Below are 13504 nucleotides of genomic sequence, written 5' to 3'. Positions count from 1 at the left end.
CTGGAATCTACTTTCTATAGTATTTAATAACCTTTTTCAACCCACGAACAACATCCATAACATCCCCTTCATCCATTCCCGGAAATAAAGGGAGAGTAAGAAATTCTTCATAACTTTTCTCAGCAATTGGACATATACCCTTTGTGAATCCAAGAGTTTGATAATAGGGATGCAAATACACCGGCAAGTAATGAACATTAACGCCAATATTTTCTTTTTGGAGAGCCTCAAAAATTTCTTTTCTTCCAACGGTTAGTTTTGATAGCTGGAGCTTTAATACAAATAAATGCCAGCTGGACTCCACATAGGGCAATTGTTTTGGTAATTCAATTTCATCCATATTCTTTAATTCTTCCATGTACAATTCAACTAACTGTTTTCGTTTCTGAATAAAAGTTTCTAATTTTTTCAACTGAGATACACCAAGAGCTACTTGAATATCTGTTATTCGATAGTTATATCCTAAGAATTGCATCTCGTAATACCAAGGGCCATGATTTTCCCTCATGATATTTGGTTCTCTTGTAATGCCATGTGTACGAAATTGAATTAATTTTTTATAAAAGTCTTCCTGATTGGTAGTGATGATTCCACCTTCTCCAGTTGTTATATGCTTCACTGGATGAAAGCTAAACATCGTCATATCACCAATAGACCCGATTTTTTGATTTTTATACATAGCCCCAAGTGCATGTGCAGCATCTTCTATCACAATTAACTGATTTTCACGGGCTATTTTCATAATTTCATCCATATCAGCTGGTTGACCCGTAAAATGAACTGGAATAATGGCCTTTGTGTGTTTTGTAATTTTCTCTTTAATTGACATTGAGTTGATGTTATACGTATCTGGATGGATATCAACAAAAACTGGTTTACCACCTTGATATAATACACAATTGGCTGATGCAGCAAATGTCATCGGTGTTGTAATTACTTCGTCATCTTCACTGATTCCCGCTGCGAAGCAGGCTGCATGTAGGGCGGCCGTCCCATTGGAGAAAGCAACCGCGTACTTTGCTCCTGTCAAATTAGCCATGTCTTGTTCAAACTGCTGAATTACTGGTCCAGTTGTTAAGTAATCGCTTTTTAGTACCTGAACTACGGACTGGATATCGTCTTCATCTAATACTTGTTTCCCATAAGGAAGATATGCATTTCTTACTGGTTTTCCACCATGAATAGCTAACTGCTCATCACTCATGATCTTCTTCATCCTTTTTTGCCATTGTTTCTTTTATCCAAGCTTCTGTCCTTTTTATCCCCTCTTCAATGGAGATTTTTGGTTTCCAACCGAGAATACGTTCGGCTTTTCCTGAATGACAAAGAAGTTTTTGTATCTCACTTTGCGGGTGTATGTGTGGGATGTGTTGAATAGACACCTGGTTTTCTGAAATGAGCTCTGCTAAAGCATTAATAGAGATATCATTGCCGGTTCCAGCATTTACAATTTCTCCATGTAATTTATCACTGTAACCTGCTTCTACCACAAAATCAGCACAGTCCTCCACATACAGAAGATCTCTCGTTTGTGTTCCATCACCATAAATCTTTATAGAGCTACCGACTAACTTATTATGAATAAAAATTGCTACTACTCCCCCTTCACCTCCTGTCTTCTGAAAGGGACCATACGTATTAAAGGGTCTAACCACTACAGCAGGTAAACCGTAAGCAAAATAATACGAGAGTACCATGTTTTCTGCACCAATTTTTGCCCCTGCATAAGGGGAAGCTGGCTTAGTCGGCGAGGATTCATCAATACCTCTTTCATCACTGGCTCGATCATAAACCATACAAGTACTCATTAAGACGATCTTAACGTTCTTTTTCCGGCATTCCTCTAGCAAATAAAAGGTTGCCACCGTGTCATTGGTAAATGTCGTTTCTGGATCATCAATACTATCTTGAACATTAATGCTTGCTGCAAGATGGTAGCAAAGATCAAAGTCTACTTCGTTGAAAATATATTGTAAAAACTCCTTATCTCTTACATCCATAATCTTGATGCTTACTAAGTTCTTATGATTAGAAAATTCGTTTAAATTGTCGATTGATGAGTTTGCCAAGTTGTCAACAACCCATACTTGATGTCCATCTTGTAATAATCTTTTAACTACCCATCTACCGATAAAACCTGTTCCACCAGTAACTAATATTTTCATAGTAACCTCCATTATAGTAATTTTTCTTTTACAATGATCTCTCGTACTTGCTCCTTTGTTAATGGAATTTGACCTTCCGAGCTATACGTTCCTGGGTTAGTTTTATTGGCCTTCTCATATTGATTTTTGGGAGCAAACGGAGAAGGAATAATAAATAACTCGGGTAATTCAAATGCATGTAAAGATTCGTCAAATGTCATGAGCTCTTCGTATCTTTTCTCTCCTGGTTTTAAACCAATCTCAATGATTTTACTTGTGGAGGAATGTATTTTATATTTCTTAATTGTTTCTTCTAGAACAACTTCGGCCAAATCTGAAAGTCCGATGACAGGCATTTTTAAAATAAATGTCTCTCCACCTAAAGAAATCTTTAGAGCTTCAATGGTTAACTTCGTTGCCTGTTCTAATGTCATCATGAACCTAGTCATTGAGAGTTCGGTTACTGTAAGGTCCTTTCCTTCTCTTACTTGGTTTACGAATAATGGAATAACTGATCCTCTTGACCCCATTACATTTCCAAAACGAACACTTGCGAAGACCGTTTTTCCGGTACCTTTTGAATACTCTGCAGAAGAAATCAGCTTTTCAGCAGATAATTTGGTTGCTCCATAATTATTTGTAGGTGAAATCGCCTTGTCTGTACTAGTAAAAACAACCTTTTTCACATTCTGACTCTTAGCGGCCTTAATTACGTTATAGGTACCGATAATATTGGTCTGTACTGCCTCGAAGGGATTGTATTCACAAAAAGACACATGTTTCATTGCGGCTGTATGAAATACATAATCAATATCCTCCATCGCACTAAACACACGATCATAGTCACGAATATCACCAATTAAGAATCTAAGCTTCGAATGATTCCCCAAGTCATTTGTTAACTGAAATTGTTTAAATTCGTCTCTGCTAAAAATCCGTATCACTTCAGGTTCTTCTTTCAAAATATGCTTAACAATGTTCTTACCAATTGTTCCTGTACCACCAATTACTAGTACCTTTTTCCCTTTAAAATACACTATTCCCCTCCTCCTTTATTTTTGTTATTTAAACCGCCTGTTATCTTCTCAATTGACTTAACAAGCTCCGAACTAGCATTAGAAACACTATAGGATGACTCTAAAAATTTGATTCTCATGTGTTCGTACTGTTTCCTTTCCTCATCTTCTTGAAAATAAGAATTAATCATCTTTACTAATTCCTTTGGATCTCTTTGGACGTAATTCCCTAAGCCATTGAAGTAGTCGTACTCTCTATTGCTTTGAATGAAGTAGTAGATGAATACGGGCTTGTTTAGTATCATGGCTTCTAATGCAACCGTCGAGAGAGAAGAAATCACTGCATCAGAGTTCATAATTAACTCGTTTGTATCGATTTTTCTATCTGTAATAACTTGAAGGAAATTATATTTTTTCTGTAATTCTGTATATAATGACGTTCTATTTTTGGCTAACTCCCAAGGATGGGGTTTTAAAAGGATTTGATATCTTTCACTAAGATTCAACTCTGCAATGAATGAAGTAAGTTTTGAGGCATCTAGATTAGGACCAGTCGTGATTAATAATTGAATTTTAGAGGGATTAAGGTGGGATTTACTTCCATTTACTTTTAGGTCTTGTATTTTTGTAAATAAATGATCATATCGAGGGTGTCCAATTATTTCTATTCGATTTTCCTGGAGGCCCCTAGTCATATACCATTGTTTCTCATAGTCACCATAAACCGCGACATGACTCGAGAAGACCGGAATAAAGGCTTCCTCACCCATTAGTATCCCATGCTGCAAACAAATGCTTGGAATTCCATACATGGATCCAACCATCGCCCATGCTCTACTAACAACATCTTCTGTTGTTCCAATGACTAATATCGATGTTTGTACTTCTTGGTAAAAGGTAACAGCCGTTTCTATTGCGTCAACGATAGTGGGAATTCGCTTTATGAAAGTGTTAGCAAAATACGAATTCCCTAATGCAGGATGATCTTTGTATTTTGTAAGTATTCTAGATGCCGTTTTTACTAACTGAGCAGAATGACCATTCGTTTCCCTCTTGAATTTACCAATATACTCATTCGAGATACCAAATAGTTCTGGTTTCTTGGAACGTGAAATGATGATAGTTTTTTCTTTCCTAAAATAATCTGTAAATGTCTTCTCAGGTAGTCTGGTATAATCAGAATTCACTACCACTTTCCCTTTGGGTTGATTCTTTATTGGTATCCTGATCGGCCTAAGAATTTTATCAAAGAATGGCTGTATCTCACGTTTTTCGTGAATACTAGAATACTTTAGTTTTAATGAAAAATCTTCCTTTTCCATTTCCAATCTTAATTCATCGTTAATTTGTTGATAGAAATTGGTTAATAGAGCTATAGGTATATTTCTATACTTCATATTCTTAAATACATTAATAAACTCACTATAGAGAGACCAGTAATTATTCAAATATGTGGACACTGTTTACCCTCCTAGTTTCGTTTCTTCATGGCTCGTAATTCTTCCCTTAGTTCCTTACAAGTCCTTTGCGTTGGTAACATCTGTACAAATTCATTTTGCTTTTCATTGGCAAGCTTGTGGTGAATGGATAATTCTGTTATATAGTTATCATCTAAGATTTCTCTTATTGGGTAGAAATCCCAATACTGGTTTAATCTCCAAAAGAATCGTGCGTCCCCAATCCGGTAGAACTCTGGATTCTCGTCCCAAAAAGAACCAAATTTTTCTTTTATTATTGGTAAAATAGATTGTCTGTGCATGATTGAACAATGATCAATTTGACAAGGTGCAATGGAAACAATTCCCTTGGTCGGTCGAACTTGGGTTTTTAAAACTTCATTACTCAAATTAATATGGTTCGTTAGCGACGCCGAATAAACAATATTTACGTTTTGATGTTTTTCTAAGTAGTTCACCATCGTCTTTAGTCTATTTGGTCTGTAACAATTATCATCCGTTGCATATGAAATATAATTTCCTGAACACATCTCTAATGCTTCATTAATTAACGCAGCATATCTTACTTTTTCAACTCTTTGTTTTGTTGTTTTAATATTACTTTGAAAGAATTTAACTCTAGGATCCTTTAAAAATGGTTCTATTGCTCTTATCGTTTCTTCATTCGAATTATCATCCATAATAAACAACTCAAAATCTGCAAACGTTTGATTCAAAATGGCTTTAATCGAATTTGCTACATACTGTGGCTTATTGTAGCTTGTCATTATTACTGAAACCTCCGCCATTGTAATACTCCCTCCCTTTAAGTCTTTTCATCCTATGTAGAAATTGATGTACCGGTTATAGTAAAATAATCTATTTTACAAATAATTCCACATAATAACTATAAATAAATTAGTAGACAAAAAGAAAAAAAGCTGGATCCCACTTCTTCTAATAGAAATTGGGTCCAGCTATATTATTCAACTATAAACTTGATGGAAAAGTAATAGCTAAAATTTGTCTACTATCAACCACGACTAAACTTCCGTCACTATGCTGAAAAGTAGCCATATTGGTTTCCTCATCGAAGTTGATAAAGGATTGAAGTTCTAATTGACTTCCCTTTACAGTCACGGACGATATTTTTTTCCCTGTTGGTAACGTAGCTAATAACTTAATGATGGTACTATTTATTTTTTCAAATAATTTAATTACCTCACCTTGAAGGGTATGAATCTCCTCAAGTTGATTTGAAATATGCGCATGTGAGGCAACTGTTTGTATTTCAAAGGAAGTGTGCTTCTCATCTAGTTTATTTAACAAACTGTATATATTCCCCAGATCCTTTTGTTCTTTCTCATACCGTGTAGCCTCTAAGTTCTGAAAATCTGAGAAGTTGTCGCTGATCCGCTTCAGCTGGTAATCCGTTGCTCCGTGTAAAGTATTAGCCTCTTCAAACTTAGATAATAGTCCTGAATAAGCAATTGACGCTTGGTTTTCGAAGGATGTTTGATTTTTATTTATTTTGTTTATTTGATTACTGATACTTTCTAAATACTCCTGCTCTTTCCTATGGTGACACTCATCTATATTCCTGTAGCTAGACAACTGATTCTTGATTTGTTCAAGCTGTTCATCCGTCAAACCTTGATTGTCATAAACCTCTTTAATTTTTGACAGGAGTTTAGAAAGAACTTCAGAAGCTTGGTTTGCGTGAGACATCTGTTTTAAATCTAACTGATTTACTTGTTTGAGTATTGTTTCGAAATACTCTTTCTCTTTTCTATGGTTAATTTCCTCTAAGCTGCCATAACTAGAAATTTCATTTTTGATTTGTTTTAGCTGTTCATCCGCCTCACCTTGCGATGATTGAACCTCATCAACACCTGTCAATAATTGAGCAAGGGCTTCTATTGCTTTGTTTTCGTAAGACATCTGTTTCTCATCTAGTTGAGTTACTATATTGATTATTGTTTCTAAATACTCCTGTTCTTTATTATGGTGATTATCCTCTATGTTGCTATAATTAGATATTTCATTCTTGATTTGTTCTAAACGCTTATCCGTCTCACCTTGAGATAATTGAACCTCTTCAACACTTTTCAATAATTCAGAAAAATCTTCTATTGTTTGGTTTTCGTGAGACATCTGTTTCTCATCTATATGAGTTACTATATTGATTAGTGTTTTTAGAGACTCCTGGTCTTTACTATGGTGAATATCCCCTATGTTGCCATAATTAGTTATTTCATTCTTAATTTGTTCTAGCTGCTCATCCGTCTCACCTTGATGCAAGAGAACTTCATTAACACTTTTTATTAATTGAGAAAGAGCTTCCATGGTTTGATTTTCATACGAGCTATGCTTTTTGTCAGATTTCTTTACTTTTTTAATTATACTTTCTAGATATTTTTTCTCTTTCTTGTACCGTTTGTCTTCTACTTGTCTGAAATTACCTATGGAATTTACTATTTCACCTATTTGTAAAAGTAATTGGTCTCGGGTAGAACCAATCTCCGCTATCATCCCTTGTTTGCTGTTTTTTACTACTTCTGAAACTCCCTTTATTTCCTTCATTTGAACTTGATTCATTTGAAACATTTTTTCCTCAAGACTTTCAAGTTGATTTAATAAACTGTTAAAACGGTAAATTTGTTGGTTAGGTGGAGTTTCCGTATTTCTATTCCAATAAATCTGTGACTCATTGGATTCTTTACAACTATCCATTTTCCCTCATTCCTTATCACATTTTTTATATAAACATATGAACCATTCATTATATTGTGACTCATATGTAATCTCCACGAGAAGAAAAATAGTAGGCTATTCATTCATTTTTCTTTAATATCAACTCTTTTACTATACAAAAGTTAGAATATTTTTATATGTTATCCTGTAAATCAAATTTTAATAGGAGTGAGATGAATGAATAATAGAGGTTTTTCAGCGGTATTTGAGAACATGAATCCAGGAACAATCATTACAGTAGTGACTTTTTCCGGAGATAATATTGGACCAGCTCAATTTGTTACATTTGATCCATCTACTGGCTTAGTTACTTTAAAAGAATTCAGTTCCGTTACACCTAGTGATAGTGTGGTTGTATTGTTACTTGCTGATCGAATTGAATCCATTAAATTCGGGTAAGGATGAGAATTCTTCATATTCAATCGGGTTACCAGGGGATCTATCCGTTTATTGAAGAATGGATTGAAGAAGGAAGTAATAACAATGATCTGGAATTTATCTCCTTTCCTCCAATTATCAAGCCTATGGAACTGAAAGAGAAGATACAATCCCAAAAACCCGATCTTGTATTAATTATGATCGCAAATAAAATACCATACACATTAATAAATACAATCATAGAGAATCGAGTTCCCCTTGTAATATGGTTGACGGAAGATCCTTTCTACATGGATGTAAGTAGGAAAGTTCTACCGTTGGCTGATACTATCCTTACTATTGATGAAGGGGCAGCTGTCTTTTATCAATCTTTAGGATACAATAATGTTTACTACTTCCCGCTAGCAACAAATGAGAGAGTGTTCAAGCCTCTTGATACAGAAAAAGAAATTGATTTATTAATCGTGGGCTATCCCTACCCAAATAGAATTCAACTGGTAGAGTACCTATCCAATCATACCGATTATTCACTAACGTTAATTGGAGATAAGTGGAATACCCTTTTAAAATCAAAAGTAAAAAGATGGAGAAACTTAGAATTAATAAATCGCTGGTTGCCACCTTTGGAAATTAATAGTTATTATAATAAGGCGAAAATTATTATAAATGCTCATCGAGAATATCATTTTAAATGGAACAAGAACAAGAATCACATTAAGAATGTAAGTGTTAATAACCGTTTTTTTGATATTTTCTCATCAGGGGGATTTCAGATAATTAATGACTCAATAAGCCCCCCCAATAATTTTCCCAACAAAACTATATTTTCCTACACCAATGAAGAAGATTGCGTCAGGATGATAAACAAGTATATCCAGTCACCTTCATTAATACAGGAAGTTGCAACGATTGGAAGATCGTGTACTCTTCAATACCATACTTTTACTAAAAGGATGGAAGATTTCCAAAATTTCATTAAACAAGACAGTAAATAAACTTGAATGAAAGTCACCCAATAGTTTCAAATAAAGTAACTATTGGGATTTTTTTGTTTTATTCAATTAAAAAGAGTGCGGTTAGAGAGTACACTAGGATGGTCCGGTCGGTATTCTCCTGCTTTTTCATTGTGTTCATAAGACTTTTCAAGATCCTTTAACTCCCAATAACAAACACATAGTTGTAAGTGAGGATACCAAGTCCAATAATCAGGATTTTGAAATCCTCCCGTATCTGTCTTTTTATTATTGATGGCACAGTCATACCAAAAGGTTGCAGTTTCATATTCTCTCTTCTCCATAAAATAGTCACCCATTTTACAACAGAATTCTGCTCTTGGAGAATCGTATTTAAGGCTTTGAAGTAAAGAAGCCATTTCGTTCTCGTTTTCTCCTAAACTTTGATAACAATCCGCTCTATTTATGCACGCTCTTATTTCGTCTTCCACCCAACCCTTTTTTGTTGCAAGAAATTTATCATAATAACGAATAGCTTTCCTATATTTTTGGTGGTCCCTTAATTCGTTAGCATAATAATATAGATCTCTGGGTGTAAAGACTTCTCCCTTTTTTAATCTATTATCATAGATGGTTATGTTTCTTTTTGATGGGAGGTGTTGTTTCATAGCTCGATTATGCATAACAGCTATTTCAGATTGTATGATTTTTCCTGTTACATCTAAATACTCATGAACTGGTCCGTGCCATTTAAAATAATTCGAGCGTTTAACCAGTCGATTTCTCCTAAAAGAAAAGTTCGGATTTCCGCTTTCATCAAAGGCATAATGATATATCATTGATACCGCATCAACGGACAAATCAAGCTTATTTTTTAAATCCTTTAACTTCATAAGATTCTTTTCATCTAAGGAATCATCTGCATCTAACCACATAATATAGTCCATTGTCGCATGACTAAAGGCAAAATTACGAGCGGCAGAAAAATCATCGATCCATTTAAAATCTATAATACGATCGGTAAACTTGGCGGCTATCTCTTTTGTTTTGTCTGTTGATCCGGTATCAACAATGACAATTTCATCACAAACATCTTTTACACTACTTAAACACTGGTCTAAGACTTCCTCTTCGTTTTTAACTATTAAACAGAGACTAATTGTGGACACAACAATTTCACCTCACAATTTATACAAGCCTATAAAAAATACCTATAAGTTGTTCTCCTTTATATATTTAGTTAAGCTCACATCATTGCATTAAATTTGAATTTAGAAAAAATAGTTTATGGTTACCTTTTATTAATATATGAATTATTAGTAGAAAACGTTATACCCATTTTCCCTAAAATGAACACCATTTAAATAAATTTTACATACAATTTTAATGTCTACTATAATTAAAAATTCAATAAAAAACTACTATTATAAGGGGTGAAGAATATGTCGGTTGAAGCAAGTGTCATTATTCCTGCATTCAATCGTGTTCATCAGGTAAAGTTAACTTTAGCATCACTTGAAAACCAAACTTATCCTCTAGACCGATTTGAAGTTGTTATAGTAAATGATGGTTCTAGCGATGAATTAGAACAATTTATCCAGGATTATCAGTCTCACTGTCCTTTTCCTTTGATTTATACCTCAACGAACAAACAAAAAGGAAGAGGTTCCGCCCGTAATCAAGGTGTAAAACATTCAAGCGGTGAAATTCTTATTTTTTGTGACTCGGACTTTATCGTACTCCCTACTTTCATAGAAACATTCATATATGGACACGAATCAAAAGAAAACATTTCACTTTCGGTTGTCCCTCAATCCTGGATAGGAGTATATACACATATATATCCTGAATTCTCACGATCGGAGAAAGAAAGGATTAAATCCCGACTTTCAACTTCTGGATTATGGAAAAATTCATTTTCACGATCAAGTGAAGTGGTTTCAGTAATAACTCCCGAAGATATTCGAAAAAGAAACTATAAAAAACTACAACTGGTTACAGTAAAGTTAATAAATGATGACTGGAAAGAAGAGTGGAAAAAAACTGATGTAGCCCCTTGGATGCTCTTTACAACAAGAGGAGTATCAGTGAGAAAAGAGTATTTCCTTCGTGTTGGTGGCTTCAATGAAGAGTTTATTGAATATGGCCTAGAAGATTGGGAGCTTGGTTACCGTTTGTCTAAAGTTGGGATAGAATTTCAAAGTATAAACGAAATTCTCGGATATCATCAGGAGCATCCTAACAGTTTCCGTGGTATTGATGGAAATGAAGAAAATCTAAAGAAAATATTCAAAAGACACGGCCTTAGTGACCCAGTCATTTGTATGATGGCAATTTACCGCCCTTGGAATGACCCATTTAGGTATAGAAATAGCTTAAGAAAAATTAAAGAGCAAACAACATCTATCCCAACAAATCAATTAAACTCCAACATTAATATTGATGTTATTACAGCTAAAACAAACGAAACACTTCAGTACGACATACAAGGTTCCTTAAAGAATGAAGTTCCTTTCTACTATTGGACTGACCATCCACTATTCAAAGCTGATCAATTTACTGAGTCTGTGACAGTTAGTAACATAGGAGAATCGGGCTGCATGTGGTTAAACAAACATCCATACGGAGGGTGGGGCGAGCCTAACGGTCTTATATTCTACCATACTACCTTTACCCTTGATAAGCCAACCCATATCCATTTCATTTTGCATTTTGCCGATGATGAAGCAATTGTATATCTTGATGGAAAACCACTAGCTTATAAAGGTAATTTCTTTCAAATTGGTATAGTAGAAAATGGATACGAGTTACCACCATCAACAGGAACGCTTATCCTACAACCTGGTGTCCATACGGTCATAATTGAAGCTGTCAATGCATATTATGACACTTCAGCTAACAGAGCAGGTGTTGGCTTTTTAATTGAAGACTGGGATGGTGGAACAAGTTTGGTATCAACTTCCAATGTTGATCAGTGGAGAAGTACAGGTTATGTAAAGTCTCCTCCTAAAGGACTCTATAATAAACAAGGAACGTATCCATTATTGGCTCAAATTCTACATTTAGATCAAAATAATGTAACTTTAAGCAAACATTTAAAAATACAAATAGATTAATAATAAAGACCTGCTTGAAAGCAGGTCTTCTTTAATAGTACTTTTATTACTATCTATTATTCTTTGCTATTAATTCATTATAAATAGCTAAATATTCATCTGTCATTCGGCTGACTGAAAACCGTTCAATTACATATCTACGAAGCTGATCAGGATATGGAAATGAATTTTCACGGACCTTTTCTATCATCTCTTCTACTGTGTGACAGATTAATTGAGGAAAACCTTCCAAAATCTCTGGTACTGAACCCTTTGGAAACGCAAGTACTGGTGTGCCACAAGCCATCGCTTCTATCATAACTAACCCAAACGGTTCTTCCCAATCAATGGGGAATAGCATGCATTTTGCCCTTTTTAAAATCTCTTGTTTTTGTTTTCCAGCAACCATCCCTATATATTCAACATTTGGGTTTGACTCTATTCTCGGCTTGTATTCCCCTTCGAATAGAGGATAATCATGGATCGGGCCAGCTATGATTAATCTGTCGTTTGTTTTCTCAACAACGTCCAAAGCATTCCCAAGTCCTTTTTCCCGAGTCAATCTGCTTAAAAACAATACATAATCTTCTTTTTCACAACTAAATTCATAGCTCGATGGGATGATACCATTATGAACATATTTCTCGTTAACACTACCTAGATATTCTCTTGCACGTTTACTAATAAATACTCGATTTTCTACAGCATACGCATGGTCAACATGTATGGTCGATATGGTAGGAATAGGCAGATTTAATCTACCAATAAGTGAATCGTGGGTATGGTCATGGATAATATCAATATTATTAGGCAGTGTCCTTTTAACACGTTTGACAATCCTACTATGCTGCCAGGGGTCATTATGCAGATAGGGAATCAGTTTTGCACTTGTGGTACTCTCTCGTGGTGCATATACGTATACTTCGTGTCCTCTTTTAACAAGTTCTTCCGTTAAATCATAAACGACATTTTCTATTCCACCATATCCATTGGGTGGAATTGGATAAACATCTGGGGATATTTGTACTATTCTCAACACGATACACTCCTACCTTAATATATTCAGTGCTCGAAGAATTGTTTATAATCCATAAAAAAGGGTCAACCAAACAACAGTTGACCTAATCGAAATGAAATTATTTATCTATTGGTCATTTGATTTAAGGGAAAACGAATTTTTAGTCTTCTGTAGGGATAATAAGGTTTGGATTAATATTTTGAATAGACGAAATGAAACAAGTTGATAAGACAACTACATCATTGGCAGTCTCAATTTTTACTAAACCTGTTTCTAGATCTAAAATGGTTGCATTCTGTGTGTTAACAAAGTTTAAAGAACCCTCTGTAAGAAAATCAGCTTCTCCCTCTGATATGAAAATAGCATTGAGAATGTCTCTAGTTGCCTCTTCACAACAATCACAGAAACCTGCATCCCCTTCAGGATTCACTGGTAAAGAAACTTCGGCCAATGCATCCCCACTTAAACCAACTATCTTACAAATTGGTACTGCATCATCTCCATCATTTAGAATAACAAAATCTCCTACAACAGCTTCAATATCTGCGTTAACAAGTGCACCTCCAGCACTTTGTTGGGTTGTAGAGATTGTAATGTTCTCCTCACCTACAAGTTCCAGTAATAATTCTCTCATTGGTTCTACACAGCAATCACATATGGAATCTCCAGGTTGACCAGTTGGACCTGTTGGGCCTACCGGACCTGGCTCT

Annotated in this window: 12 protein-coding genes; 3 read left to right on the top strand and 9 right to left on the bottom strand. The window is 34.9% G+C overall.

Annotation, left to right across the window (positions count from 1 at the left end; genetic code table 11):
- Positions 1-7 precede the first annotated feature (7 nt).
- The 6 genes from pseC to BKO01S_RS07745 all read right to left on the bottom strand — a co-directional run bounded on the left by pseC (position 8) and on the right by BKO01S_RS07745 (position 7329).
- Positions 8-1204, bottom strand: coding sequence for a UDP-4-amino-4,6-dideoxy-N-acetyl-beta-L-altrosamine transaminase (pseC, locus tag BKO01S_RS07770; RefSeq protein WP_066051375.1), 1197 nt, complete (start codon positions 1202-1204; stop codon positions 8-10).
- Positions 1197-2165: an NAD-dependent epimerase/dehydratase family protein gene (locus tag BKO01S_RS07765; protein ID WP_066051373.1), complete on the bottom strand. Its 969-nt coding sequence runs from the start codon at positions 2163-2165 to the stop codon at positions 1197-1199. Before BKO01S_RS07765 ends, pseC begins: the two co-directional genes overlap by 8 nt.
- A gap of 11 nt (positions 2166-2176) precedes the next feature.
- The gene (locus BKO01S_RS07760; protein ID WP_066051369.1) at positions 2177-3181 is read right to left on the bottom strand and encodes an SDR family NAD(P)-dependent oxidoreductase; all 1005 of its coding nucleotides are present in this window, start codon (positions 3179-3181) and stop codon (positions 2177-2179) included.
- Positions 3181-4620 carry a CDP-glycerol glycerophosphotransferase family protein gene (locus BKO01S_RS07755; RefSeq protein WP_066051366.1) on the bottom strand — a complete coding sequence of 480 codons (1440 nt, stop codon included), beginning with the start codon at positions 4618-4620 and terminating at the stop codon, positions 3181-3183. The genes BKO01S_RS07760 and BKO01S_RS07755 overlap by 1 nt, the downstream gene beginning before the upstream one ends.
- Before the next feature lie 11 nt (positions 4621-4631).
- Positions 4632-5405, bottom strand: a complete 774-nt coding sequence (locus BKO01S_RS07750; RefSeq protein WP_066051363.1) for a glycosyltransferase family 2 protein — start codon at positions 5403-5405, stop codon at positions 4632-4634.
- Between the two features lie 181 nt (positions 5406-5586).
- Positions 5587-7329: a hypothetical protein gene (locus BKO01S_RS07745; protein ID WP_066051361.1), complete on the bottom strand. Its 1743-nt coding sequence runs from the start codon at positions 7327-7329 to the stop codon at positions 5587-5589.
- A gap of 198 nt (positions 7330-7527) precedes the next feature.
- On the opposite strand from BKO01S_RS07745, the gene BKO01S_RS07740 reads away from it, so the two are divergent.
- Positions 7528-7749 carry a hypothetical protein gene (locus BKO01S_RS07740; RefSeq protein ID WP_066051358.1) on the top strand — a complete coding sequence of 74 codons (222 nt, stop codon included), beginning with the start codon at positions 7528-7530 and terminating at the stop codon, positions 7747-7749.
- A 2-nt stretch (positions 7750-7751) separates the two neighbouring features.
- A complete protein-coding gene (locus BKO01S_RS07735; protein WP_066051355.1) occupies positions 7752-8723 on the top strand; it encodes a CgeB family protein in 972 nt (323 codons plus the stop codon).
- Between the two features lie 62 nt (positions 8724-8785).
- Here BKO01S_RS07735 and BKO01S_RS07730 read toward each other — a convergent pair whose 3' ends face one another.
- Entirely contained in the window at positions 8786-9850 is a 1065-nt protein-coding gene (locus BKO01S_RS07730) for a glycosyltransferase (protein ID WP_066051349.1), read from the bottom strand.
- A 273-nt stretch (positions 9851-10123) separates the two neighbouring features.
- On the opposite strand from BKO01S_RS07730, the gene BKO01S_RS07725 reads away from it, so the two are divergent.
- Complete coding sequence (locus BKO01S_RS07725) at positions 10124-11797, top strand: glycosyltransferase family 2 protein (protein WP_066051344.1); 1674 nt, start codon at positions 10124-10126, stop codon at positions 11795-11797.
- Positions 11798-11846: 49 nt separating this feature from the next.
- On the opposite strand, the gene BKO01S_RS07720 is transcribed toward BKO01S_RS07725, so the two are convergent.
- Positions 11847-12812 (bottom strand): glycosyltransferase family 4 protein, encoded by a 966-nt coding sequence (locus BKO01S_RS07720; RefSeq protein ID WP_066051341.1) that lies wholly within the window; start codon positions 12810-12812, stop codon positions 11847-11849.
- A 142-nt stretch (positions 12813-12954) separates the two neighbouring features.
- Positions 12955-13504, bottom strand: a 550-nt coding sequence (locus tag BKO01S_RS24595; protein WP_066051338.1) for a hypothetical protein, incomplete at its 5' end; no start/stop codon positions are given.

Origin of the sequence: Robertmurraya korlensis NBRC 107688 (genome assembly GCF_001591645.1) — a bacterium.
Lineage (GTDB): Bacteria > Bacillota > Bacilli > Bacillales > Cytobacillaceae > Robertmurraya_A.
This window is presented reverse-complemented; position numbering and strand designations above follow the sequence as displayed.

Bases quoted from the DNA above. Each gene is read 5' to 3' on its own strand.
- pseC (WP_066051375.1), bottom strand. From the start codon at position 1,204: ATGAGTGATGAGCAGTTAGCTATTCATGGTGGAAAACCAGTAAGAAAT.
- BKO01S_RS07765 (WP_066051373.1), bottom strand. From the start codon at position 2,165: ATGAAAATATTAGTTACTGGTGGAACAGGTTTTATCGGTAGATGGGTA.
- BKO01S_RS07750 (WP_066051363.1), bottom strand. From the start codon at position 5,405: ATGGCGGAGGTTTCAGTAATAATGACAAGCTACAATAAGCCACAGTAT.
- BKO01S_RS07745 (WP_066051361.1), bottom strand. From the start codon at position 7,329: ATGGATAGTTGTAAAGAATCCAATGAGTCACAGATTTATTGGAATAGA.
- BKO01S_RS07740 (WP_066051358.1), top strand. From the start codon at position 7,528: ATGAATAATAGAGGTTTTTCAGCGGTATTTGAGAACATGAATCCAGGA.
- BKO01S_RS07735 (WP_066051355.1), top strand. From the start codon at position 7,752: ATGAGAATTCTTCATATTCAATCGGGTTACCAGGGGATCTATCCGTTT.
- BKO01S_RS07725 (WP_066051344.1), top strand. From the start codon at position 10,124: ATGTCGGTTGAAGCAAGTGTCATTATTCCTGCATTCAATCGTGTTCAT.